This window comes from Alistipes muris (assembly GCF_943193205.1).
In the GTDB taxonomy this organism is placed as follows: Bacteria; Bacteroidota; Bacteroidia; order Bacteroidales; family Rikenellaceae; genus Alistipes; species Alistipes muris.
Map to the genome: position 1 here is coordinate 36,023 of NZ_CALPDD010000010.1, position 22,540 is coordinate 58,562.

22 protein-coding genes and 1 tRNA gene are annotated in these 22,540 nt (G+C 61.1%); 3 read left to right on the top strand and 20 right to left on the bottom strand.

Going from position 1 to position 22,540, the window contains the following annotated elements; translation table 11 throughout:
* Nucleotides 1-19: 19 nt before the first annotated feature.
* From rpiB to typA, 3 genes are all read right to left on the bottom strand, one after another.
* Entirely contained in the window at nucleotides 20-454 is a 435-nt protein-coding gene (rpiB, locus tag NFR47_RS06715; RefSeq protein WP_251214803.1) for a ribose 5-phosphate isomerase B, read from the bottom strand.
* A gap of 66 nt (nucleotides 455-520) precedes the next feature.
* Nucleotides 521-835, bottom strand: coding sequence for a hypothetical protein (locus NFR47_RS06720; protein ID WP_251214804.1), 315 nt, complete (start codon nucleotides 833-835; stop codon nucleotides 521-523).
* Between the two features lie 10 nt (nucleotides 836-845).
* Nucleotides 846-2,648 carry a translational GTPase TypA gene (gene typA, locus NFR47_RS06725; RefSeq protein ID WP_251214805.1) on the bottom strand — a complete coding sequence of 601 codons (1,803 nt, stop codon included), beginning with the start codon at nucleotides 2,646-2,648 and terminating at the stop codon, nucleotides 846-848.
* Nucleotides 2,649-2,846: 198 nt separating this feature from the next.
* On the opposite strand from typA, the gene aroB reads away from it, so the two are divergent.
* Nucleotides 2,847-3,866 carry a 3-dehydroquinate synthase gene (gene aroB, locus NFR47_RS06730; RefSeq protein WP_251214806.1) on the top strand — a complete coding sequence of 340 codons (1,020 nt, stop codon included), beginning with the start codon at nucleotides 2,847-2,849 and terminating at the stop codon, nucleotides 3,864-3,866.
* A 13-nt stretch (nucleotides 3,867-3,879) separates the two neighbouring features.
* Here aroB and NFR47_RS06735 read toward each other — a convergent pair whose 3' ends face one another.
* The 10 genes from NFR47_RS06735 to NFR47_RS06780 all read right to left on the bottom strand — a co-directional run bounded on the left by NFR47_RS06735 (nucleotide 3,880) and on the right by NFR47_RS06780 (nucleotide 12,478).
* On the bottom strand, nucleotides 3,880-4,596 hold the full coding sequence (locus NFR47_RS06735; protein ID WP_251214807.1) for a TapB family protein: 717 nt from the start codon (nucleotides 4,594-4,596) through the stop codon (nucleotides 3,880-3,882).
* A gap of 95 nt (nucleotides 4,597-4,691) precedes the next feature.
* The gene (locus NFR47_RS06740; RefSeq protein WP_251214808.1) at nucleotides 4,692-5,975 is read right to left on the bottom strand and encodes a malic enzyme-like NAD(P)-binding protein; all 1,284 of its coding nucleotides are present in this window, start codon (nucleotides 5,973-5,975) and stop codon (nucleotides 4,692-4,694) included.
* A gap of 51 nt (nucleotides 5,976-6,026) precedes the next feature.
* Nucleotides 6,027-7,034, bottom strand: coding sequence for a Holliday junction branch migration DNA helicase RuvB (ruvB, locus tag NFR47_RS06745; RefSeq protein ID WP_251214809.1), 1,008 nt, complete (start codon nucleotides 7,032-7,034; stop codon nucleotides 6,027-6,029).
* A gap of 31 nt (nucleotides 7,035-7,065) precedes the next feature.
* Complete coding sequence (locus NFR47_RS06750) at nucleotides 7,066-7,761, bottom strand: NigD1/NigD2 family lipoprotein (protein ID WP_251214810.1); 696 nt, start codon at nucleotides 7,759-7,761, stop codon at nucleotides 7,066-7,068.
* A gap of 143 nt (nucleotides 7,762-7,904) precedes the next feature.
* Nucleotides 7,905-8,393: a GtrA family protein gene (locus NFR47_RS06755; protein ID WP_251214811.1), complete on the bottom strand. Its 489-nt coding sequence runs from the start codon at nucleotides 8,391-8,393 to the stop codon at nucleotides 7,905-7,907.
* Nucleotides 8,393-9,376: an SPOR domain-containing protein gene (locus NFR47_RS06760; protein ID WP_251214812.1), complete on the bottom strand. Its 984-nt coding sequence runs from the start codon at nucleotides 9,374-9,376 to the stop codon at nucleotides 8,393-8,395. The genes NFR47_RS06755 and NFR47_RS06760 overlap by 1 nt, the downstream gene beginning before the upstream one ends.
* Entirely contained in the window at nucleotides 9,373-10,236 is an 864-nt protein-coding gene (lgt, locus tag NFR47_RS06765) for a prolipoprotein diacylglyceryl transferase (RefSeq protein WP_251214813.1), read from the bottom strand. The genes NFR47_RS06760 and lgt overlap by 4 nt, the downstream gene beginning before the upstream one ends.
* A gap of 15 nt (nucleotides 10,237-10,251) precedes the next feature.
* Nucleotides 10,252-11,301 carry a sensor histidine kinase gene (locus tag NFR47_RS06770; RefSeq protein ID WP_251214814.1) on the bottom strand — a complete coding sequence of 350 codons (1,050 nt, stop codon included), beginning with the start codon at nucleotides 11,299-11,301 and terminating at the stop codon, nucleotides 10,252-10,254.
* Nucleotides 11,302-11,306: 5 nt separating this feature from the next.
* Nucleotides 11,307-11,900: a riboflavin synthase gene (locus NFR47_RS06775; RefSeq protein WP_251214815.1), complete on the bottom strand. Its 594-nt coding sequence runs from the start codon at nucleotides 11,898-11,900 to the stop codon at nucleotides 11,307-11,309.
* A gap of 5 nt (nucleotides 11,901-11,905) precedes the next feature.
* Nucleotides 11,906-12,478 carry a hypothetical protein gene (locus NFR47_RS06780; RefSeq protein WP_251214816.1) on the bottom strand — a complete coding sequence of 191 codons (573 nt, stop codon included), beginning with the start codon at nucleotides 12,476-12,478 and terminating at the stop codon, nucleotides 11,906-11,908.
* 99 nt (nucleotides 12,479-12,577) lie between these two features.
* Here NFR47_RS06780 and NFR47_RS06785 point away from each other — a divergent pair.
* A tRNA-Arg gene (locus NFR47_RS06785) sits at nucleotides 12,578-12,649 on the top strand.
* Here NFR47_RS06785 and NFR47_RS06790 read toward each other — a convergent pair.
* The 3 genes from NFR47_RS06790 to NFR47_RS06800 form a co-directional block, all read right to left on the bottom strand.
* Nucleotides 12,647-12,877 (bottom strand): hypothetical protein, encoded by a 231-nt coding sequence (locus NFR47_RS06790; RefSeq protein WP_251214817.1) that lies wholly within the window; start codon nucleotides 12,875-12,877, stop codon nucleotides 12,647-12,649. The two genes, NFR47_RS06785 and NFR47_RS06790, sit on opposite strands and share 3 nt — an antisense overlap.
* 197 nt (nucleotides 12,878-13,074) lie before the next feature.
* Complete coding sequence (locus tag NFR47_RS06795) at nucleotides 13,075-14,190, bottom strand: Wzz/FepE/Etk N-terminal domain-containing protein (protein ID WP_420838565.1); 1,116 nt, start codon at nucleotides 14,188-14,190, stop codon at nucleotides 13,075-13,077.
* Between the two features lie 2 nt (nucleotides 14,191-14,192).
* Nucleotides 14,193-16,742, bottom strand: a complete 2,550-nt coding sequence (locus tag NFR47_RS06800) for an SLBB domain-containing protein (RefSeq protein ID WP_251214819.1) — start codon at nucleotides 16,740-16,742, stop codon at nucleotides 14,193-14,195.
* Here NFR47_RS06800 and NFR47_RS06805 point away from each other — a divergent pair.
* On the top strand, nucleotides 16,734-17,081 hold the full coding sequence (locus tag NFR47_RS06805) for a hypothetical protein (protein ID WP_251214820.1): 348 nt from the start codon (nucleotides 16,734-16,736) through the stop codon (nucleotides 17,079-17,081). The genes NFR47_RS06800 and NFR47_RS06805 overlap by 9 nt on opposite strands.
* Before the next feature lie 361 nt (nucleotides 17,082-17,442).
* On the opposite strand, the gene NFR47_RS06810 is transcribed toward NFR47_RS06805, so the two are convergent.
* The 4 genes from NFR47_RS06810 to lon all read right to left on the bottom strand — a co-directional run bounded on the left by NFR47_RS06810 (nucleotide 17,443) and on the right by lon (nucleotide 22,498).
* Nucleotides 17,443-18,408: a KpsF/GutQ family sugar-phosphate isomerase gene (locus tag NFR47_RS06810; protein ID WP_251214821.1), complete on the bottom strand. Its 966-nt coding sequence runs from the start codon at nucleotides 18,406-18,408 to the stop codon at nucleotides 17,443-17,445.
* Between the two features lie 12 nt (nucleotides 18,409-18,420).
* Nucleotides 18,421-19,170 carry a 3-deoxy-8-phosphooctulonate synthase gene (gene kdsA, locus NFR47_RS06815; protein WP_251214822.1) on the bottom strand — a complete coding sequence of 250 codons (750 nt, stop codon included), beginning with the start codon at nucleotides 19,168-19,170 and terminating at the stop codon, nucleotides 18,421-18,423.
* 57 nt (nucleotides 19,171-19,227) lie between these two features.
* Complete coding sequence (gene kdsB, locus NFR47_RS06820) at nucleotides 19,228-19,992, bottom strand: 3-deoxy-manno-octulosonate cytidylyltransferase (RefSeq protein WP_251214823.1); 765 nt, start codon at nucleotides 19,990-19,992, stop codon at nucleotides 19,228-19,230.
* A gap of 70 nt (nucleotides 19,993-20,062) precedes the next feature.
* Nucleotides 20,063-22,498 (bottom strand): endopeptidase La, encoded by a 2,436-nt coding sequence (gene lon / locus NFR47_RS06825; protein WP_251214824.1) that lies wholly within the window; start codon nucleotides 22,496-22,498, stop codon nucleotides 20,063-20,065.
* Nucleotides 22,499-22,540 lie beyond the last annotated feature (42 nt).

Below are 22,540 nucleotides of genomic sequence, written 5' to 3' on the forward strand. Positions count from 1 at the left end.
ACGATTTTTCATCCGGAAACTACCTGCAAGCCATCTTCCCGATGCGCCGCTCGTGACGCCCGCCCTCGAACGGTGTGCGGAGGAAAAGGTCGAGCATGGCCACGGCCTCGTCGTTGCTGATGAACCGCGCCGGGAAAACGATGACGTTGGCGTCGTTGTGCTGGCGCGTCAGCGTTGCCACCTCCGTATTCCAGCACAGCGCGGCCCGGATGCCCTGATGCTTGTTGAGCGTCATGGCCATCCCCTCGCCGGAACCGCACAACCCGATGCCGCGCTCCAATTCACCCTTTTCGATGGCTTCGGCCAACGGGTGACCGAAATCGGCGTAGTCGACGCTCTCGGGCGAATGGGTGCCGAAGTCGAGCACCTCGTAACCCATGGCGTCGAGGTAACCGACCAAAAACTCCTTCATCTCGTAACCCGCATGGTCGCAGGCGATTCCTATTTTTTTCATGGTTTTCGGTTTTGGTACGAACTACTGCAAAAAACGTTCATTTCAAACAAATTTCCTACGCCTTAGCTACAAGAAACGCTCGGCGACGGCAATCAACAAGCCGAACAACAGCGCATTGAACAGCACCACGGGAGCGGCCTTGCGCTCCTTTCCAGCGAAGGTAAGCACCACCGGAAGCGCCATCATCAGCGTCACGGCCATGCCGTCGGCCCACCAAGGCAGATAAGGCAGGTCGCTGTAAAAGATGATGACAGCGGCGAACAGATAAGTACAGAACGCCGAGAGACACGAGCGGAACGAAAGCCGCCGCGCGACCATCGGGATGACGTCGAGTGCGCCTGCCACGGCGCCGACGCAAAGCGAAAGCATGAAAGTTGTCATAGGTTCGGGTCTATTTGGAGGCTCGTTTGCGGTCGACTTCGTGCAACAGAATCTTGCGCAGGCGCATGGCGTGCGGCGTGACCTCCACGTATTCGTCCTCCTTGATGTATTCGAGCGCCTCTTCGAGCGTGAAGACCTTGGGCGGCACGATGACGGCCTTGTCGTCGGAGCCCGAAGCGCGCATGTTCGTAAGTTGTTTCGACTTGGTCACGTTGACCGTGATGTCGTTCTGGCGCGTATGTTCGCCGATGACCTGCCCCTCGTAGACCTGGTCCATCGGGCTGATGAAGAAACGCCCGCGGTCCTGCAACTTGTCGATCGAATAAGCGTAGGCCGTGCCCGTCTCGCCCGAGATGATCGAACCGTTGGTGCGCATCTCGATTTCGCCGATCCACGGCTCGAAGCCCTTCAGCCGGTGGGTCATGATGGCCTCGCCCGCCGTTGCGGTCAGCATGTTGGAACGCAGGCCGATGATGCCGCGCGAGGGAATCGAGAATTCCAGCCGCACGCGGTCGCCGTTGGCTTCCATGTTCGTCAAGGTGCCCTTGCGCTTGGTCGCCAACTCGATGACCGTGCCCGAATGTTCCTCGGGGCAGTCGACGGTCATCTCCTCGATGGGCTCGCACTTCTTGCCGTCGATTTCCTTGACGATGACCCGCGGCTGTCCCACCTGCAACTCGTAGCCCTCGCGGCGCATGGTCTCGATGAGCACCGAGAGGTGCAGCACGCCGCGGCCGAAGACGTTGAAGCTGTCGGCCGACGGTCCGGGCGTCACGCGCAGCGCGAGATTCTTCTCCAGCTCGCGGTCGAGCCGGTCCTTGATATGGCGCGAAGTGACGAACTTGCCGTCCTTACCGAAGAACGGCGAATTATTGATGGTGAAAAGCATCGACATCGTAGGCTCGTCGATGGCGATGGGGGGCAGCGGTTCGGGGTTCTCGTAGTCGCAGACGGTGTCGCCGATCTCGAAACCCTCGATGCCCGTGATGGCGCAGATTTCGCCGCACGGCACTTCGTCGACCTTCTTTTTGCCGAGCCCCTCGAAAATCATCAGCTCCTTGATTTTGGTCTTCTGCATCGTCGCGCCGTCGCGTTTGGCGAGCGTCACGTTCTGCCCGGCCCGCAGCGAACCGCGCGTCACCTTGCCCACGGCTATGCGGCCTGTGTAGGCCGAATATTCGAGCGAGGTGACCAGCATCTGCGGCGTTCCCCCGACGATGGCCGGTTCGGGAATCTCGTCGATGATGGCGTCCAGCAGCGGCACGAGCGAATCGGTCGGCTCGTTCCACTTGTGCGACATCCAGCCCTGCTTGGCCGAGCCGTAAATCGTCTTGTAATCGAGCTGCTCCTCCGTGGCGTCGAGCGAGAACATCAGGTCAAAGACCTGCTCGTTGACCACCTCGGGGCGGCAGTTGGGCTTGTCGACCTTGTTGACCACCACGATGGGCTTCTTGCCCAGCGCGAGCGCCTTCTGCAGCACGAACCGCGTCTGCGGCATCGTACCCTCGAACGCGTCGACGAGCAGCAGCACCCCGTCGCACATGTTGAGCACGCGCTCCACCTCGCCGCCGAAATCGGCGTGGCCCGGGGTGTCGATGATGTTGATTTTGTAGTCCTTATAGAGGACCGAAACGTTCTTGGAGAGAATCGTGATGCCCCGTTCGCGTTCCAGGTCGTTGTTGTCGAGTATGAGTTCGCCGCTCTGTTTGGCGTTGTCGCGCAGGATGTTGCCTGCCAGAATCATCTTGTCGACGAGCGTGGTTTTGCCATGGTCGACGTGGGCGATGATGGCGATGTTGCGCAGTTTCTGCATGGAATGGATTTTTATTCCGCAAAGGTAGGAAAAACAGAATTAAGAATGGAAAAAATCGGGAACTAAAAATTCGGGCGCCGAATTTCGCTTCCGCCCGAACACCCCATTCGTCCGGCCGTTTGCGCTACGCTCCGGTGTTGCAGATAAGCGCGAATTGTCCTACATTTGTGCATCGCTATCATTCCGATTCGAGAACCCATGAAACCCGCGTTCACCATCCGCCAGCAGAGCCCCATCTATGTCGGCCCGACGGCCGACCTGCTGCCGGGGCTGCTGCCCGAGGGGCGGGTCGTCGTCGTGTGCGATGCCACCATCGACCGGCTCTACGGCCCGCTGTTCCAGAGCCACGACCGCATGCTCATCGGTTCGGGCGAGAGTATCAAGACCTTGCAGACGGTCGAGACGCTCTACCGCCGGTTCATCGAAGCGGGCGTCGACCGCCGGACCTTCATCCTGGCCGTCGGAGGGGGCATCGTCACCGACGTTGCCGGATTCGCCGCTTCGACCTACATGCGCGGTCTGTCGTTCGGATTCGTGCCCACGACCCTGCTGGGGCAGGTCGACGCAGCCGTCGGCGGCAAGAACGGCGTCAACGTCGACGGCTACAAGAACATGGCCGGAACCTTCACCCAGCCGCGCTTCGTCATCTGCGACCCCGCCCTGCTCCGGTCATTGCCCGACCGCGAATTCCGCGCCGGGCTCGCCGAGGTGGTCAAAACCGCCGTCATCGAGGATGCCGGGCTCTTCGCGCGGCTGGAGAGCACGTCGTTCGGCGCCCTGCGCACCGACACCGACTTGCTTTCCGACGCGATTTCGGCTTCGATTCGTGTCAAGGCGGGCATCGTCGAGCGCGACGAACGCGAAACGGGCGAACGGCGCAAGCTCAACTTAGGCCATACCCTTGCCCACGCCATCGAGAAATGCTCCGCCCGGATGAACCACGGCGAAGCGGTGGCCGTCGGTACGGCCATGATTGCCGACGTCGCCGTGAAGCTGGGGCTGCTCTCGCCCACCGACCGCGACCGTATCGTGGCCCTGCTGCTCGCCCTCGGGTTCGAGCTGACCCCTCCCGTCGACGTCCGGCGCCTTTTGAAAGAGGTAGGCAAGGACAAGAAAAGCGAGGACGGCCTGCTCCGCATCGTCCTGCCCGTCGGCATCGGCGACTGCATCGTGCGGCCGATACCGGTCGAAGAGTTCGCGGCGCTGGTTCTGCCATAAAACGCAGCGGCACCTATCGCTGCGGGCGAAGCACGGAAATCAGCTCGGAACGGCTTTCCAATTTACCCCTTTTGTTCAGTTTCTCGGCGCGGACGCTGCCGATGCCCGGTGCATACCATGTTCTGGTCTGCGCCGCAGCTCCGACCACCGACCATTTGACATGGACCGTCTCGGTCAGACACACCGTTTCGTATGTCCCGGCCGGCACGGTCGTCGTATCCTGCGCCACGACCCGGCGATCGGCAATACGTATCGACACCTGAGTCCTGAATCCGTTTTCGGTGCGGATGTGCAATGTCATCGCCAACTCGGGAAGCAGCTGGCCGGCATGCAGGACGGCAGGTATGAGATATTTGTCGCCCCGACATTCGACCGAAGCCTTCCAATCGTCTCCGGAAACCATATCGAGCCAGTCGTCCGGACGCAGACAGATTCCCTCGGCACTCACGACAAGCCGGTCGGTCTGCAACGCGCTGCGTCCTTCGGCGGGTTCGACCGGCCGACGGTCCGCATCCAACATGACGGTGCGGGTCTCGACGATGAGCCCGTCGGGACCGGATTCGCTCGCAACAACGACCGTCTGCGTGTAACCCGTCAACGCGCCCCGGGAATCGTAGTCGGCATATTCGAGCTGCGTTCCTACTTCGGTGCAGGCAAGCGGAAGCGACTGGGCGCCGGCGGATGCCGCAGCACCGAAGCCGGCGAAAACAAGGCAAAGGATTTTCTTCATGGGACTCGGAAATCGGAACCTTGCAAATATAAGCAAACTTTCCGACCCTGCATCCCTTCGCCTCGATTTGAGGGTACGGAAACCCGCCACCCACGCTACATCGGATTCATCCGGCGCAACGCTTCGGCATAGGCATCCCAATCGTCGACAGGCTGCCGGGCCACGCCCGATTCGACGGCCGCCCGGGCCACGGCGGTCGAGACCGTACAGAGCAGCCGCGGGTCGAGCGGCTTGGGTATCAGATACTCGCGGCCGAATTCGAGCCTTTCGAGCCCATAGGCGCGCAGCACGCTCTCCGACACCGGACGGCGGGCCAGGTCGGCCAGCGCGCGGGCCGCGGCCAGCTTCATGGCGTCGTTGATTTGCGTAGCCCGCACGTCGAGCGCCCCGCGGAACAGAAACGGGAACCCCAGCACGTTATTGACCTGGTTGGGATAGTCCGACCGCCCTGTGGCGAAGATGATGTCGGGACGCGAACGCATCGCCGCATCGTAGGCGATTTCGGGGTCGGGGTTGGCCAGCGCGAGCACCATGGGATTTTCGGCCATCGTGCGGACCATCGAAGGTGTCAGCACATCGGCGACCGAGACCCCCACGAAGAGGTCGGCGCCGTGCAGCGCTTCGGCCAGCGAGGCCAGCCGCCGCGACGTGGCGAACTCCTCCTTTTGCGGAGTGAGCCCCTCGCGGTAACGGGTGACGACACCCCGGCTGTCGCACAGCACGATCTGGCCGCGCGGAATGCCGAGCGTCAGGAACATACGCGCGCAGGCGATGGCCGCAGCGCCCGCGCCGTTGACCACCACCCGCAATTCAGCCACCTCCTTGCCTGCGATTTTCGCCCCGTTGATGACCGCCGCCGAGACGATGATGGCCGTGCCGTGCTGGTCGTCGTGAATCACGGGAATATCCAGCTCCTCACGCAAACGGCGGTCTATCTCGAAGCACTCGGGCGCCTTGATGTCCTCCAGGTTGATGCCCCCGAAAGTCGGGGCGATGGCCTTGACCACGCCGATGATTTTTTCGGGGTCGGTCTCGTCGACCTCGATGTCGAACGCGTCGATTCCGGCGAAGCGCTTGAACAACATGCTCTTGCCCTCCATGACGGGCTTGGCCGCCAGCGGCCCGATATTGCCCAGCCCAAGCACCGCCGACCCGTTGGAGACGACGGCCACCAAATTGCCCTTGCCCGTGTAACGGTAGGCATCGGCCGGGTCGGCCGCAATGGCGCGCGCCGGAGCCGCCACGCCGGGCGAATAGGCCAGCGCCAGGTCCTGCTGGGTCTGTGCGGGTTTGGTGGGTTCTATCCCTATTTTGCCGGGACGCCCCTCGCTGTGATAGCGAAGGGCATCCGAATCGAGTGTATCGAACTGTCGTGCCATCTCTGCATCGGTTTTCGACGCAGAACGATGCAATTATTACGCCGCGGCCGTTCAGAACAGCGACCCCTCGCCGCCGCCGGGCGACCTGAAACCCAGATGACTGTAAGCCAGCTCGGTAGCCTCCCGGCCCCGGGGCGTGCGCTTGAGAAATCCCTCCTTGATGAGGAACGGTTCGTAGACTTCCTCGACCGTTCCGGCTTCCTCGCCCACGGCCGTGGCAATGGTGTTCAACCCCACAGGGCCGCCGCCGAATTTCTCGATGATCGTGCCCAGAATCTTGTTGTCCATGCGGTCCAGCCCGCGCGAGTCGATATTCAGCGCTGCGAGTGCGAAGCGAGTGATTTCCAGGTCGATATGACCCTCGCCCTTGACCATGGCGAAATCGCGCACCCGGCGCAGCAACGCATTGGCGATGCGGGGCGTGCCGCGCGAACGCAGCGCCACCTCGTGGGCGGCATCGTCGTCTATCGAGACGTCGAGAATGCGGGCCGAGCGGCGGACTATCCCTGCCAGTACGGGCGCATCGTAATATTCCAAGTGGCACTGTATGCCGAAGCGCGCCCGCAGGGGCGAGGTCAGCAGACCGCTGCGGGTCGTAGCACCGACAAGCGTAAAGGGTGCCAGCTCGATCTGAATCGACCGCGCCGAAGGCCCCTTGTCCAACACGATGTCTATCTTGTAGTCCTCCATCGCCGAATAGAGGTACTCCTCCACGATGGGGCTCAGCCGATGGATTTCGTCGATGAACAGCACGTCGCCCGGACTGAGGTTGGTGAGCAGACCCGCCAGGTCGCCCGGCTTGTCGAGCACCGGACCCGAAGTAACCCGCAGCTGCGCCCCCATCTCGTTGGCGATGATGTTGGCCAGCGTAGTCTTGCCCAACCCCGGAGGGCCGTGCAGGAGCACGTGGTCGAGCGAATCGCCCCGCATGAGCGCCGCCTTGATGAAGACGCGCAGATTCTCGACGATCTTGTCCTGCCCCGAGAAGTTTTCAAGCTCCTGGGGGCGGATTTTGTTCTCGAATTCGAGGTCGCTCTCGGTATTGCGTACGACAGACATCGGTATTAAGAAAAGAAAGTAACCGCGTGCGTCAGAACGTTTTCTCCGTCTCCGAAGTCATGCGGTCGAGCTTGAAGTAATCGACGTCGGAACCGTCCTTGTAACGGATACGGATGCCCTTTTTCCCGCCGAGCAGCTCTTCGAGGTCCTGCATGTCGAACGACACGTAGCTCTCATAGAGGTTCCACTGGGCATCGCCGCCGTTGTCGTGGCGCAGTTCGACGTCCAGATATTCTCCGTCGGTCTCGGCCGCCTCGCTGACCTTGTTGACGATCATCGCGAACTTGTGTTTCGAGGCGTCCGAAGCGGCATAGCGGACAACGAGCGTCGTCCAGCTGCCCAACAGACGGCCGTCGCGAACCAGCACGGCATCGTCCTTCAACTCTTCGAGCTCCGTTTCGCTGGTCACCACACGCGCAACCGACGAATAGATATTGGCAATGCCGTAAAGCGCCACGTTGTAATCGTAGCCGGGCGCGGGATTTTCCAGCACGTTGAACGTTATCAGCGCCCGCTGTCCGTCCTTGGCCACATACGAGCCGACGCGGCTCTTGTCGCCGGGATAGACCCGCTTGTCGGTGTCGGTCACAAAATAATAATCGCTCGTCGACAGCGTACGGACCGTCACGAAGCTCATGTTGCCCGGCTGGTCCACCTTGGTGTCGTTGCACGACGACAGCCCCGCCGCCGCAACCGCTGCAAGCAGCAGCAAACCGATTTTTTTCATCTGTTTGAGTTTTTCAATATATGGTTTTTTCATCTTACAAACGTGCGAAGACAAAAATACGGTATTTATCGTTCAAAAAAAATAGCGGCCCGCATTTTCTTTCGGACAGCGCCCGAAGCGCCGGACGGTCAAGGACCCCGCACTTACTCCCGTGCATGCCGAAAGGTGAAATACTTGGCGGCGAGATAGCTGTATACGGTCGTCATGCAGGTCGTGAGGATTTTGGCCGGAGTGGGCCAGACGCCGCAGAACTCGACGAAGAATTTCAGCCCCGCGTAAGTCAGCACCACCGAGCCCCCCACCGAGAGCGCATAGCGGAACAACTGCGTGCGGGTCCGCAGGGGCGACTGACGGAACGCCACATGGCGGTTGAGCCAGAAGCCGACAAAGAACGTCAGCGGGAACGTCAGCGCCAGCGCCGCAATATGGGGCGAGAGCACGGCAAAGCCCAGGCCGACAAACCGATGGGCGATGATGTAATTGTAAACCAGGAAGTAACACGCCGGGTCGAACAACCCGTAGGTCAACCCTCCGCAAGCCGCATAGCGGAACGTCTGGCGCGGCACCACGGCCGCCACCGGCCCGATGTAGAAGCGGTCTATCGCCCGCCCGATGGCTTCGGCCGGCCGCATCAGCGGGCGGTATAGATCCACGCGTCGCGCCAGCGGACCCGGTGGTCGCGCACGAAGCGCCGGCAGGCTTCCGGGTCGGCCGACTGGAACGGCGAGACCATCAGCTTGCTGCCGAAACGGAAGACCGCGCATTGCAGCGCCGGGTCCTGGCGGTTGATTTCCTCCGCCGTGCGGTCGGCGTTCTCGGGCGAAGCGAAGACCCCGGCCACGACATAATGATGACCCGACACCAGCGAGGCCGGAGCCTGCGCGGTCCCAAGCAGCCCCGGGGCAGGCGCGGCAGGAGCCGCCGTCGGTTCGGGCGTCGGATTCTGACCGACAGCAGGTGCTATCGGCCGGCCGTCGTCCGGAGCGGAGGTCGTCCGGTTATCGGCAGGCTCCGAAACAGCGGGCTGTCCCGCCACCGCCGAATCGTCGCCCAGCGCGGGAGCTGCGACCTCGGAAGCCGCGGGTTCGTATTGTTCTTCGTCCGGATTCAACCCGAAACGTTCCAGGAAAGCAGGCTTCTGCACGAACATCATATAACCGATGCCCAACGCCGCCACAATAGCCAGCAGGCCGACCCACACCGCCCAGTCGCGGCCGCCCGACCTCATCTTGACCGGGGCATGGCCCTGCGGGTTGAGCAGCAGGTCGAATTCTTCGTCGGGCGTGAAGTTGCGGAACCGCAGCTCGCCCACCCCGTCGATAGTCAGCGTATTCTCGCCCAGCACGTTATCGAGCCAGCGGTCGTAAATCGACTGCGCCCGGTCCACGTCGCAGCGGGCCGCTCCGGCGATTTCGTCCACCAACGACGCACCCCGCTCCTGCGGCGTGAAAAGCACCACGCGGCACGGCGGTTCGACCATCCGCTTCGACACACGGCGGGCGCCCCGCTGGTCGGTATAGAGGGAGCCGACGCCCGGCAGAAAAAGTTCGCATCCCGCCGCCAGGCGGTTGCCTATCAGACGGTTGACCTGTTCGGTCATCGGATTCTCGTTCATCGCTTCTGTTTTTTGGTCGTTGCGGCGGGCACGGGGGCCGGAACCTCGGCCGGACGGGTCATGCCGCGCCATATCATATACACGCCCAGCACGATAAAGGGTATGCTGAGCCACTGGCCCATGTCGAGCGCCCACCCTATCTCGAACGCCTCCTGCTCGGTCTTGATGAACTCGATCAGGAAGCGCGTGAGGAATATCCCCTCCAAGCCGATGCCGAACAGCACGCCGGGCCTGCGGCGCGCGAGGTCGCGGCCGAAGTAGAGCCAGCACAGCACACCGAAAGTGGCCAGGTAGCACAGCGCTTCGTAAATCTGCGTCGGGTGGACCGCCGCCGGAGCGAATTCATGCAGCCACTTGTACGACCGCACGAACTCGAAGCCCCACGGCAGGGTCGTCGCCATACCGAAGATTTCCGAGTTGAACAGGTTGCCTAAACGCACGAACGCACCGCCGATACCGACGGCGATCATGATACGGTCCAGCGACCAGATGTAGGGCAGCTTGTTCTTGCGCGAAAAGAGCCACAGCCCGATCAGCAGGCCGATGGCAGCGCCGTGGCTGGCCAATCCGCCGTCGCGGAATCCGGTAATGATGGTCCACGGGGCGCGCAGGTATTCCATCGTATCGTAGAACAGGCAATGACCCAGCCGCGCACCGATGATGGTGGCCAGCGTACCGTAGACGAAGATGGACTCCGACACCTTTTCGGGCAATCCCTCGCGCTTGCAGAAGCAGTCGAAAAGTTTGGCGCCGACGAAAATCGCCAGCACCCACATGAGCCCGTAGTAGCGGATGTCGAGCGACCCGATGCTGAAAAGCACGGGGTCGAAGTTCCAGACGATGCTGAGCGGTCGTATCATTTGTCGGGATAGGGTTTACTTGATTTCCTGCAAGGGTACTTTCTTGAGCGTGAACGAGAAAGTGCTGCCCACGCCCGGCTCGCTGCGCACGCTGATGCGCTCGCCGTGGGCCTCGACGATGTGCTTCACGATGGCCAGACCGAGCCCTGTGCCGCCCTGCTCGCGCGAACGGCCCTTGTCGGTGCGGTAGAAACGCTCGAAGACGCGCGGCAGGTCCTCCTTGCCGATGCCCTGTCCGTTGTCCTCGATTTCGACGAGTATCTTGTCCAACATGTCGCGGAAGCGCAGACGGGTCGTCCCGCCCTCCTTGCCGTAGCGTATCGAATTGATAATCAGATTGACGAACACTTGGCCGATGAAATGCTTGTCGGCCAGCACCCAGAACTGCGACGGCAGGTTCTCCGCTCCCTTGACCGAAATCTTGATGCCTTTCCTGTCGGCCTCCATCTCGGCCTGCTCGGCGATTTCCTTGGCCAGCGCCACCACGTCGAACTTCTCCATGTCGAGCCGGTTCATGTTGCTTTCGAGCTTGGAAATCGTGTCGAGGTCGTTGACTATGTTTATCAGCCGGTCGATGCTCTTTTCGGCCCGTTCGAGGAACTTGCGGTTGATGAGTTCGTCCTCCAGCCCTCCGTCCAGCAGGGTCGAAATATAACCCTGGATATTGAAAATCGGCGTCTTCAACTCGTGCGCCACGTTGCCCAGGTATTGTTTGCGGAAGTGTTCCGCTTCCTTGAGCCGGGCGATTTCCTTGTCGTTGGTATCGGCCCACGCCGTGAGCTCCTCGCCGATGTTCTCGACCCGCTTGTCGCGCAGTTCCGAGAAGATTTCGTTGGTATGGACGTCGCGCGACAGCACGATCGAATAGATGGGCTTGAGCTTGTAGGCCACATACTTGCGGATGATGAAGAGCGCCGCGAGCGCCATTACGACGAACACCCCGCCGGCCACGCTCAGCGTCAGCCACCACACCGCGCGGAACAGCCACATGCCCACCGCAACGATGACCGCCGCCAGCAGCGCTATCCACAGCGAAGCCCCTTCCTTGGTCTTGATATTTACCATAAAAACTACCTATATTGCTCCATCAGCCGGGCGATGTACTTGCCCACAATGTCGAATTCCAGGTTGACCACCGAACCCGTTTCCAGGCGGCAGAAATTGGTGTGCTCCATCGTGTAGGGGATGATGGCCACCCGGAAACTGCCCGCTTTCGAGTCGCAGACCGTCAGGCTCACGCCGTTCACCGCCACCGAACCCTTCTCGACCGTGCAAAGCCCGCCGCCCTGGGGTTCGTACTCGAACGTGAAGTACCAGCTACCGTCGGCGTCTTCCTTGGCCGTGCACCGGGCCGTCTGGTCCACATGCCCCTGCACGATATGGCCGTCCAACAGCGCATCGGGCTTCATGGACCGTTCGAGGTTGACCAGGTCGCCGACCTTGAGCAACCCCAAATTACTCCGGTCGAGGGTCTCTTTCATAGCCGTCACCGTGTAGGTGTCGCCCTCGATGCCCACGACCGTCAGACATACGCCGTTATGGGCTATGCTCTGGTCGATTTTCAACTCCTGCGCGAAGTCCGCGCGGAGTGTGAAGTCCCGGTTCTGACGGTCCGTGCGGATTCCTACGACTTCCGCCGTCCGCTCCACGATGCCTGAAAACATCCCTGCTACCTGTTGATTATCAACTTGCCATTCACTTTGTAGACCGCCATTATGTCGCTGACATTGAGAATCATATCATCGAACTTCTCCTTATCTCCCGGCACCAGGCGGAACTGTGCCTCGTTCTCCGTGGCACGAACTATACGCAAAGTTACAATTTTTCGGCTGACAATCACATATTCTCCACCCGGAATAATTGCATCCAGGTCAATATTTTTCAGCAGCACCACCGTACCCGGAGGCACCAGCGCACCCATGGCACGCCCTTCGTAGACCATCGCCAGGTCGCACTGGGCCACCCGGGGAACAATCATATCGTCGTCAGGCCGAAGACGTTCGAGGTCGGAGATTCCCTGCTCCACGTCCACGTCGTAAAACGGAATCCGCGTCCCCTGCGGCCGATCTTCCGCCAGCATCTTGCCCTCGCCTGTGAGCAGCCACAGCAGGTCGATCTGCGGAAATTTCGTTACGATCCGCCGCGCCACGTCGCGCGAAATACCGTTGTTGCCCCGCTTGATCTGGTAGAGGTTTTCGCCCCGCGCCAAACCGATATGGCGGGCAAAATAGTTGGTGGACATGTGCGCCCACTTGATTACGGCCTCGAGCCGCTGCCAATTATTCTGCTTTTCTCGCATTTCGGTTTCAAAGTTAAAAAAAATTCGTATATTTGCACTCCCGGTCCCGTAGTTCAATGGATAGAATATAAGATTCCGGTTCTTACGATATGGGTTCGATTCCCGTCGGGACTACTTCGGCAGGCACTGCGCAAGCGGTGCCTGTCTTTTTTTTGCGATGCCCGTGCCTTTCGTCGCATTGAGTTCGTTTTTCGTCGTTATCCTTTCTCCACGGCCGTTTTCCGGCGGACGACTGCGCTGCAACCTTCTCCCCGCCGCACGTTCCGGCGCGCTTACAATAGGACAAAAATAATAACAAAATTCTTGACGGCAACAAAAAATAACATTTTTAAGCCTTTTCATAGCAGATTCGGGTTTCAGTGACTTTTCCACGCTCGCCCAAGGCACACCTTGCGCCTTTGCGAAGACTTTGCCACTCCGGGTGTGTCGGCTGTCTTTTATCCGTGTTGTTCCGCGATACCTATATTATATATAAGGACACAAAAAAGTGTGCGGCGTCATCGAAACCCCGCACACTATCCATCGACGCCCCGCAAAGGCTACTCCTCCTGCGGGCTCTTTTCGTTGAAATTACGGACGAAATCGCGGACACCGAGAATCCACCCCGAAGCCAGCACGCCGCCCAGGAAAATGAATCCCACCAGTATCAGCATCTTCGAGGGCTTCGCCGCCCGCAGCGGCACCGTCGCAGGCTGTACCACCGCATAGACCGGCGTGCTCTCCTGCACCTTGGCCTTGGCCAACTGAAGCTGCTGGGCCATCTGGTTATAGACGTTGTAAGCCAGCGTCACTTCGTTTTGCAGCCGCTCCTGTTCGGTCCGCACCGAACGCCGCACCACATTCTGGTTGGCGTCCATATAGCGGGCGTAACGTTGCTGCGCGTGGTAGTACTTCTGCTGCGCTTCGTCGAAAAGTTGCTGCGTGAACGCCAGGTCGAGCCGCGCCTTGTTCGTGCGGTAGTCGGTCACGTAGTTCTGCAAATTGCGCATCACCGTATCGGCCAGCGTCGCCGAAATCAGCGGGTCCTGCATCGTCACCGAGAGGGTCACCAGCGACGTTTTCTTGTCGATGACCACGACCACGCGCTTCGCGAGATTCTCCGCCACCCTGCTTTGGTCGGGCGTCAGCCGGAACGGGTCCACCGGACCCTCTGTTTCCGCATCGCCGCGCAGCCGCTCAGCCACCCAGCCCAGCGCCTTAAACGGAGCCGAAAGCACCGCGCTCCACCACGGCGCACGCTGGTGGTCGAGCAGATAGTCGTAGAGGTCGGTCCGCAGCTTGCCGTTCCTGGTCTCCACCACCACCGGGAAAAGTTCCGTCACGAACGGCAGCGATTCCACGATTTCGGGGTATACGTCGGGATTGATGGCGTCCGCATCGGTCATGTTGCCCATGTTGATTCCCGCCAGGCTCGCCAGCGAACTCAACCCGCCCAGCGACCCTTTGCCCGACGAGGTTTCGGGCGCCAGCACAGTCTCCGTAGTGTACTCCTTGGGAATGCTGAATCCGATCACCAGCCCTGCGAGCGCCGCCATGGCGCACCAGCGCACGATGAGTTTGCGTTCGGCCCACAGCTTCCGGGCCACGGCCAGCAGGTCGATCTGTTCGTCGTCCGGCCGTGCGGGTATTTCCTGCATGTCGTTTTTCATCTTCAAAATTACTTCGCCAGGTTGGCTATCGTCGCGGCCATCGTGCCCAGCGACGCGGCCGAGGTGGCAAGGCCCATTATCTGCGTCACGCCCAACGGAGTGCGCTCGCGCTTGCGGGGCACGATGATTTCGCAGCCCGGTTCGATGCGGTTCTTCTTGCGCGAAATCGTGCCGTTCATGTAAATGATATAGGTCCGGCAGCGCTTGGCCCGGTTGGCATAGCCGCCCGCCTGGTCGATATAGTCCTTGTATTTCTTGCCCTGCGAGTAGAGCACCGTATTGGGGCGCATGACTTCGCCCATGATGCGTACCGTGCTCACATATTCCGGCACGAACAACTCGTCGCCCTCACGCAGGACCATGTCGTAGTCCGAACCCGGATTGGCCAGCGCCTTGTCCAGCTCGATACCCACCGTGTAGGTTTCGTTCTGACGCAGTTTCTCCACCGACACCGAATCGGTCCCGCCGTCGAGCTGGGCCATGCGGATCACATCTTCCAGCACGGCCTTTTCCTCCTTGTTCATCCGGCGGATCAACCGGCCGCCGCGCACATAGGCATCGCGGGTCACACCCCCGGCCCGGTTCACCAGGTCCGAGATGCGTTCGTTCTTGTGCAGCAGTGCATAGCCGCCCGAGAAGACCACCTCGCCCGACACCGAGACCATGCGCTGCTCCTGGTAGCCCGGGCTCTTGCGCACGGCCACCACGTCGAACGGTTCCAGCACGAACCGCTCCTCGCCGTCGACCACGAATCCGTCCTTGAGCGAGAAGGTGTAGACCTTGCCCAATTGGTTGTCGGCCGTCGTGCTCTTGGGGTCCTTCAGCCGGCGGGCCACTTCCACACGCACCACCGAAGCTCCGTCGAGCAGGCCGCCCGCTTGCAGAATGAGGTCTTCGAGCGTCATGTTCTCGACATAGGGATAGGTGCCCGGCCGGGCCACCTGTCCGTTGATGGTGAAGTCGCCCATCTCCGTCAGGTCATGACGGCTCGGGATGACCAGCACGTCGTTGCGCTGCAGCACCACGTCGGGCGAAGTGCCCGCCACGATGCCCGCCAGGTCGACCGAGACCATCCGCAGCAGCAGGTCGTCGCATTCGCGGTAGAGGAGCGCCCGGGCCAGGAACGCATCGTCCTTGAGCCCCTCGGCGCGGGCCACTAACTGCCCCACGGTATTCATGTCGTCGCTCAGTTCATACATCCCGGGGCGATAGACCGCACCGCGCACTTCCACCCGGTTGGCGAATCGGTCCAGCACCGGGTCGGCTTCGATCACGTCGCCGTCTTTAAGCACGAACGTATCGAACTTGGCGGCCGGAACGCTGAAAAATTCGTGTTCGCGGCCCGAACGGCGCGTCACCCGCACTTCGCGGTCGTAGGCGTCGCCCGCAAATCCGCCCGCATAGCCGAGCAGCTGCTGCATCGTCTCGCCCTCCCTGAGCTCGTAGAGCATCGGGCGTTTGAACGAACCCTTCACCTCGACCATCGTCCGGTAGGGATGCACCAAGATGACATCGCCCTCCTCCAGCCGCAAATCCTTGTCCGACCGGCCCGAGAACAGATAGTCGTAGAGGTCCAACACCGCGTGGCGGCGGCCGCCGCGCAAGATTTCGACGTTGCGGAGCGTACCGATGTCGGTCACGCCGCCCGCCCGGTAGAGGGCATGGAACAGCGACGCGAACGACGAGAGCCGATAGGTGCCCGGCACCTCCACTTCGCCCATGACATTGATAAGTATCGTGCGTATCTGGCCCAGCGTCACACGCACCTGCGAAGCGGGTTCCTCGCCCGAAATCCCCGCATACTTGCGGGCGATGGCTCCGCGGATGCGGCGCTCGGCTTCGGCGACGGTCAGTCCGTTCAGATAGACCGGACCTATCTCCTCCACCATGATGCTCCCCTCGGGCGAAATCAAGGCGTTCACCGTGTCTTCGTTGGCACCCCATACCTCGACGATCACTTCGTCGCCCGGGCCCAGGCGATAGTCTTTCGGCGTAGCCATGTTGCCGTTGGGCTCGAAAGTGAGGGTCCGGCCCGTGAACACGCTCCGGCCGAAAACCCGGCGGCGGCCCACGGTATCGCGGATTTCACCGTAATAACCGGGATTCATCTGCCCATAGGGGCCGTTCATCGTGGGAGCGGCCATGCCGTTCTGCATGGGCATCTGCCCCGCCACCGCGGCCGCATCGCCCGTCACGCCGTTCGGCTGGCTGTCGGTTCCCCGGCCCGTGGCCGCGGTTCCCTCGCCGTCCGATACGTCGCGGAAGACGTCGCTGCGCGACGAAGTGCTGTAAGCCGACCGTCCCTTGGCCGACTGCGAGCCTTTGGCTCCCGTGGCCGACATGTCCAGTTCGCCTTGTTCGTACTGCGTTTTGAGCCGCAGAAGCTGCTGCTGCGTAGCTCCGCGCAACAGCAGCTCCCGGCCCAGCTGCTGCTGGTTCTTGCCCGAGGAGACACCCTGCTGCACATACTCGATGATCTGCTCGTCGGTCATCTGCGCCTGCACGGGTCCGCACAGGGCCACCAGCGCCGCCAGAACAATCAGAAACTTATGGTTCATCGTCCGAATGATTTTTTTCGTGTCGTACCGCAACGTCCCGGCGGCGCATCCGCACCCCGGAACGCACGTATTCCGAATTTCACAAAAATAGGTCAATTTCTCTTTCCGGCCAAATATTTCCCCACAATTTGCGACCCGGCGCCCTTCGGGGAAACGTTTCTGCCGTTCCTACCCGGAGAACCCGCCCTCAAAAAGATAAAAAGCAGCCGCAGATGCTGGACGCAGCGCACGGAGAGGGCGTTCGCCCGGTTCGCGGTGTTCAAGGGGTTCACCTCGCCCGAACCGAATGCCAAGTGGCTGGCGTTCGGATTGCCGGCAGCGAAAGACGACGAACCGTAGTAGGCGCCCCACGTGCCGACGTTAGTCAAGGCTCCCGACGAGGGGTGGCGTAGACCCGCAGCAACAGCCATAAAGAGCAATCGCTGGAATGAATGACAGAAAAATGAATAATGAACAGTTAATCCGGTATACGAAAACAGCAATTATTCACTATTCATTGTTAATTATTCATTAAACTAAGTTTTCTGTCAGACTGGGGTACACAGCCGACGGCAGTTAAAACGTTTCAGCATGTTGCTAAAACGTTTTAGCGCTCCGGTGGAAATTCCGAAGCGCCACTGCGCCGGCGGATTGCTGAATCTGCGGCCGCACTGGCGGGAACCGTAATCCACCGCCACTCCGGACCGAAGCTGCCTTTTATCTATAACTTGATGTCGTAAATCTGAATCACGCCCTGCAACTTTCCGGCGTCGTCGGTCACCAGCAGCGAAGTCACCTTGTTGCCGGTCATCATCTTCTCGGCTTCGATGAGCTTCTCGGACGCGGCGATGGTCTTGGGGTTCGGCGTCGCGATGTCGGCCGCCACGATTCCGAAGAAGTCGGCACGGCGGCGCTCCATGGCGCGGCGCACATCGCCGTCGGTGACGATTCCTTCGATGCGGTCGCCGTCGCACACCACGATCAGCCCCAGGCCGCCTTTCGAGATGGCGTGTATCATCTCGACCGCCGGGCAGTCAGGCGCCACCACCGGCAAGTCATGCGAACGCATCACGTTACCCACGGTCATGAGCAGCCGCCGGCCCAGGCTGCCGCCCGGGTGCAGGCGCGCGAAGTCCACGCTCGTGAAACCGCGCATGCGCATCAACGACACGGCCAGCGCATCGCCCATGGCAATCTGCGCCGTGGTCGAAGTCGTGGGCGCCAGGTGCAGGATGCAGGCCTCCTCTTTCACGCCGACGTCCAGATGCACGTCCGAATTTTTGGCCAGCGCCGATTCGGGATTGCCCGTCATCGAAATCAGCTTGTTGCCGTTGGCGTGGATGAACGGCACGATTTTGAGTATCTCGTCCGTCTCGCCCGAATAGGAGAGCGCCACCACCACGTCGTCGGGCGAAATCATCCCCAAGTCGCCGTGGAACGCTTCGCCCGGATGCAGAAAGAAACTCGGGGTTCCGGTCGAAGCCAGCGTCGCCGCGATTTTGCGGCCCACCAGCCCCGATTTGCCCATACCCGTGACGATGCACTTGCCGCGGCAGGCCAGGACTGTCTCCACGGCGCGCGCGAATTCGTCGCCCAAAGTCTCCTCCATGCGGCCCAAGGCCAGCATTTCGGTGTGAATCGCCTTGCGGGCGGCTTCCAGGATTTGCGTTTTTTGGGATTCGCTCATAACTCCTAAAATTTACAGCAGGCTTTCTATCAGGGATTCCAGGTCGTCGAGCCGCAACATGTTGGGGCCGTCGCTCTTGGCATGGTCGGGGTCGGGATGCACCTCGAAGAAGTAACCGTTCGCACCGAACGCCTTGGCCGCACGGGCCATCGCAGGCACGAACTCGCGGTTGCCGCCCGTGGTGCCGTTGGCGGCCCCGGGGCGCTGGACCGAGTGGGTGCAGTCCATGATGACCGTCGGGGCGATTTGCAACATGTCGGGGATGTTCCGGAAGTCGACCACCAAGTTATTGTAACCGAAGCTGTTGCCCCGCTCGGTAAGCCAGATTTCCGGTGCGCCCGATTCGCGCGCCTTGTCGTAGGGATAGCGCATGTCGGCGCCCGACAGGAACTGCGCTTTCTTGATATTCACCGTCTTGCCCGTCTTCGCCGCGGCGACCAACAAATCGGTCTGACGGCACAGGAACGCCGGAATTTGCAGCACGTCGACCACTTGGCCCGCAGGCGCGGCCTGCCACGCTTCGTGGATGTCGGTCAGCAGGTGCAACCCCCACTTCGACCGCACGTCGGCGAGCATTTGCAACCCCCTGTCGATGCCCGGCCCGCGGAACGACCCCAGCGACGTGCGGTTGGCCTTGTCGAACGAAGCCTTGAAGATAATCTCCGTACCCAACCGGCGGTTGATGGCCGCCAGGCGTTCGGCCACGGCGTCGAGCAATTCGGCCGATTCGATGACGCAGGGACCAGCGATGAACTTTGTCATAGGTTAAAGGTTAAAATTGAAAGGTGAAAGGCATCCCGGCCTTTCACTTTTCACCTGTCACTTTTCACTTTGAAGAAATTTTTCGGCCCGCGCGAGGTCCTCGGGGGTGTCGATGCCGATGGTTTCCAACTCGGAAATCCCCACGCCTATCCGGTAACCGTTTTCGAGCCAGCGAAGCTGTTCGAGCGATTCGGCCTGTTCGAGCGGCGACTGCGGCAGCGCTGTCACGGCCCGCAGCACTTCGGTCCGGAAAGCATAGAGACCGATGTGTTTATAATAGGTATGGCGCGAGAGCCATTCTTCGCGCGGCACGCCCCGCAGGTAGGGAATCACCGAACGCGAAAAGTAGAGCGCCCGCATCTGCGCGTCGACCACGACCTTGGGCGAATTGGGATTCTCCAGCGCAGCCAGTCCGTCGGCCGCCGCAAAGGGTTTCACCAGCGTCGCGATGTCGGTCGCCGGGTCGTCGAAACAGCGTTTCACGGTCTCGATCTGCGCCGGGTGGATGAAAGGCTCGTCGCCCTGCACGTTCACCACCACGTCGTATTCCCGGCCTTCGCGCGCGCAGACCTTCTCGTAGGCTTCCCGGCAGCGGTCCGTGCCGCTCCGGTGGTCGGGCGAGGTCATTTCGACCTTGCCGCCGAACGCCAGCACGGCATCGCGGATACGCTCGTCGTCCGTAGCGACCACGGCGTCGTCCAACACTCCGGCGACCTGCTCGTACACGCGCTGAACGACGGGCTTACCGCCCAGCAGGGCCAGCGGTTTGCCCGGGAAGCGCGTCGAAGCATAACGCGCAGGAATGACTGCTAAAAAATTCATAATTCAGAATTCACGATTCAGAATTGCGGCTTTTCCATGGCTCCGGCGAATGCCTTTCACCTTTCACTTTTCACCTTGGTTCCAGCGCCAGGTCCAGCACCTCGTCGTTGCTGCGGACATAGTGGAACGTCAGCCCCTCGATGTACTCGGGCTTGATGTCGGCGATTTCCTTGCGGTTTTCCTCCGAGAGAATCAGCGTTTCGATACCGGCGCGCTTGGCGGCCAGAATCTTCTCCTTGATACCGCCCACGGGCATTACCCGACCGCGGAGCGTCGTCTCGCCCGTCATCGCCACCCGCTCGCGGACCTTGCGGCCCGTGTAGGTCGAGACGATGGAGGTGACCATCGTGATACCCGCCGAAGGTCCGTCCTTGGGGATGGCACCCTCGGGCACGTGGATGTTGATGTCGTTCTTCTCGAAGACGGCCGGGTCGATGCCCAGCTCCTTATAATGGGCCATGACCCACTCGTGGGCGATGGTCGCCGATTCCTTCATCACGTCGCCCAGGTTGCCCGTCAGGCTCACCTTGCCCTTGCCGGGCGTCAGGCACGACTCGATGTAGAGGATGTCGCCGCCCACTTCGGTCCACGCCAGTCCTGTCACCACGCCCGTCAGCCCGCTGACGTCGTACTCCTCGCGCAGGAACTTCGGGATGCCCAGCATCTTCTCGACATCGGCTTCCGTGAGCTGAGGTGCGAACGCCTCCTCGAAAGCAATCTGCTTGGCCCGCGCGCGGGCAATCTTGGCCAGTTGTTTGTCGAGCGTGCGGACGCCCGCTTCGCGCGTGTAGCCCGTGATGATTTTCTCCACCAGCTCGGGGCTCAGTATCAACTCCTGCTCGCGGATTCCGTGCGCTTCGCACTGCTTGGGCAGCAGGTGTTCGAGCGCGATGCGGACCTTCTCCTCGGGCAGATAGCCCGGGATGTTGATCATCTCCATGCGGTCGCGCAGCGCCGGGGCGATGTTGGCGATGTTGTTGGCCGTGGCGATGAACAACACTTTCGAGAGGTCGTACTCCATGTCGAGGTAGTTGTCATGGAACGTGGTGTTCTGCTCGGGGTCGAGCACTTCCAGCAAGGCGCTCGACGGGTCGCCGTGGTTCGAGGCCGTCACCTTGTCGACCTCGTCGAGGATAATGACGGGATTCGACGAACCGCAACGACGGATGGTCTGGATAATCCGGCCCGGCATCGCGCCGATGTAGGTGCGGCGGTGTCCGCGGATTTCCGACTCGTCGTGCAGACCTCCCAGCGAAATGCGGCCGAACTTGCGGTCCAAGGCGGCGGCCACCGACTTGCCCAACGAGGTCTTGCCCACACCCGGAGGGCCGTACAGACAGAGTATCGGCGACTTGAGGTCGCCCTTGAGCTTGATGACGGCCAAGTGTTCCAGGATGCGCTCCTTGACTTCGTCGAGCCCGAAATGGTCGTGGTCGAGCTGCTCGCGGGCGCACCGCATGTCGAGGTTGTCGGAGGTGAGGGTGTTCCACGGCAGCTCCAGCAACAGCTGCAGATAATTCATCTGGACCGAGTATTCGGCGACCGAGGGGCTCAGCCGCTCGATTTTCTGCAACTCTTTCTCGAAAGTCTCGGCCACTTCGCGGGGCCAGTTCTTCTTCTTGGCCGTTTCGCGCATCTTGTCCACATCGGCGTCCGAACCGTCGCCCAGCTCGTCCTGGATGGTGCGCATCTGCTGCTGGAGATAATAGTCGCGCTGCTGCTTGTCGATCTCCTGCTTCACACGCTCCTGAATCTGGTTCTTCAGGTCGACGAGCTGCTGCTCGCGGATGAGGATTTCGAGCAGCTTGCGGGCCCGGGCCAACAGGCCGGGAGCTTCGAGCAACGACTGGCGGTCTTCGTCCGTGAGCTCCATGTTGGAGCAGATGAAGTTGATGATGCCGCGGCGCGAGTCGATGTTCTTGATGGCGAACGCCGCCTCCTTGGGCATCGTCGGCGAGACGTTGATGATGTTGAGCGCCACGTCGCGAATCGAATCGACCAACGCCTCGAACTCGATGGTCGTCATGTCGGGCGGAGTGTCGCGCAGGGCCGTCACCCGGGCCTTGAAATAAGGCTCGGTGGCCACGTACTCGCAGATTTCGATCTTCTCCAACCCGTTCAGTATCACGGTCAGATTGCCGTTGGGCATCTCGAGTATCTTGATGATGCGCGCCGCCGTACCGACCTTGTACATGTCCGAGGGCGAAGGGTCCTCCACCTCGCTCTCGCGCTGGAGCACGGCGCCCAGGATACCGCCCTCGGCGTTGACCGCCCGCACGAGCGATATGCTCTTGTCGCGGCCCACCGTAATGGGCGTGATGGCCCCCGGAAAGAGCACCGACGAACGCAGCGTCAGAATCGGAATGACCTCCGGAACTTCGGTTTCCTCCTGCGGCTCGTCGCCGCCTGTCACAATGGGGATGACCTTGTGCTTGCCGTCGAAAATTTCGGGAAAGAGGCCGGCATCGTCCGCCTCGCCCGTCAGGTTCTTATCTTTTTCGTCCATGATTCCGTTGTTTCGTATGTGTATATCGGTGCAAAGGTAACG

Excerpts from the sequence above, each read along its gene's own strand:
- rpiB (WP_251214803.1), bottom strand. The coding sequence starts at position 454 with ATGAAAAAAATAGGAATCGCCTGCGACCATGCGGGTTACGAGATGAAG.
- NFR47_RS06720 (WP_251214804.1), bottom strand. The coding sequence starts at position 835 with ATGACAACTTTCATGCTTTCGCTTTGCGTCGGCGCCGTGGCAGGCGCA.
- typA (WP_251214805.1), bottom strand. The coding sequence starts at position 2,648 with ATGCAGAAACTGCGCAACATCGCCATCATCGCCCACGTCGACCATGGC.
- aroB (WP_251214806.1), top strand. The coding sequence starts at position 2,847 with ATGAAACCCGCGTTCACCATCCGCCAGCAGAGCCCCATCTATGTCGGC.
- NFR47_RS06735 (WP_251214807.1), bottom strand. The coding sequence starts at position 4,596 with ATGAAGAAAATCCTTTGCCTTGTTTTCGCCGGCTTCGGTGCTGCGGCA.
- NFR47_RS06740 (WP_251214808.1), bottom strand. The coding sequence starts at position 5,975 with ATGGCACGACAGTTCGATACACTCGATTCGGATGCCCTTCGCTATCAC.
- ruvB (WP_251214809.1), bottom strand. The coding sequence starts at position 7,034 with ATGTCTGTCGTACGCAATACCGAGAGCGACCTCGAATTCGAGAACAAA.
- NFR47_RS06750 (WP_251214810.1), bottom strand. The coding sequence starts at position 7,761 with ATGAAAAAAATCGGTTTGCTGCTGCTTGCAGCGGTTGCGGCGGCGGGG.
- NFR47_RS06755 (WP_251214811.1), bottom strand. The coding sequence starts at position 8,393 with ATGCGGCCGGCCGAAGCCATCGGGCGGGCGATAGACCGCTTCTACATC.
- NFR47_RS06760 (WP_251214812.1), bottom strand. The coding sequence starts at position 9,376 with ATGAACGAGAATCCGATGACCGAACAGGTCAACCGTCTGATAGGCAAC.
- lgt (WP_251214813.1), bottom strand. The coding sequence starts at position 10,236 with ATGATACGACCGCTCAGCATCGTCTGGAACTTCGACCCCGTGCTTTTC.
- NFR47_RS06770 (WP_251214814.1), bottom strand. The coding sequence starts at position 11,301 with ATGGTAAATATCAAGACCAAGGAAGGGGCTTCGCTGTGGATAGCGCTG.
- NFR47_RS06775 (WP_251214815.1), bottom strand. The coding sequence starts at position 11,900 with ATGTTTTCAGGCATCGTGGAGCGGACGGCGGAAGTCGTAGGAATCCGC.
- NFR47_RS06780 (WP_251214816.1), bottom strand. The coding sequence starts at position 12,478 with ATGTCCACCAACTATTTTGCCCGCCATATCGGTTTGGCGCGGGGCGAA.
- NFR47_RS06790 (WP_251214817.1), bottom strand. The coding sequence starts at position 12,877 with ATGAAAAGGCTTAAAAATGTTATTTTTTGTTGCCGTCAAGAATTTTGT.
- NFR47_RS06805 (WP_251214820.1), top strand. The coding sequence starts at position 16,734 with ATGGTTCATCGTCCGAATGATTTTTTTCGTGTCGTACCGCAACGTCCC.
- NFR47_RS06800 (WP_251214819.1), bottom strand. The coding sequence starts at position 16,742 with ATGAACCATAAGTTTCTGATTGTTCTGGCGGCGCTGGTGGCCCTGTGC.
- NFR47_RS06810 (WP_251214821.1), bottom strand. The coding sequence starts at position 18,408 with ATGAGCGAATCCCAAAAAACGCAAATCCTGGAAGCCGCCCGCAAGGCG.
- kdsA (WP_251214822.1), bottom strand. The coding sequence starts at position 19,170 with ATGACAAAGTTCATCGCTGGTCCCTGCGTCATCGAATCGGCCGAATTG.
- kdsB (WP_251214823.1), bottom strand. The coding sequence starts at position 19,992 with ATGAATTTTTTAGCAGTCATTCCTGCGCGTTATGCTTCGACGCGCTTC.
- lon (WP_251214824.1), bottom strand. The coding sequence starts at position 22,498 with ATGGACGAAAAAGATAAGAACCTGACGGGCGAGGCGGACGATGCCGGC.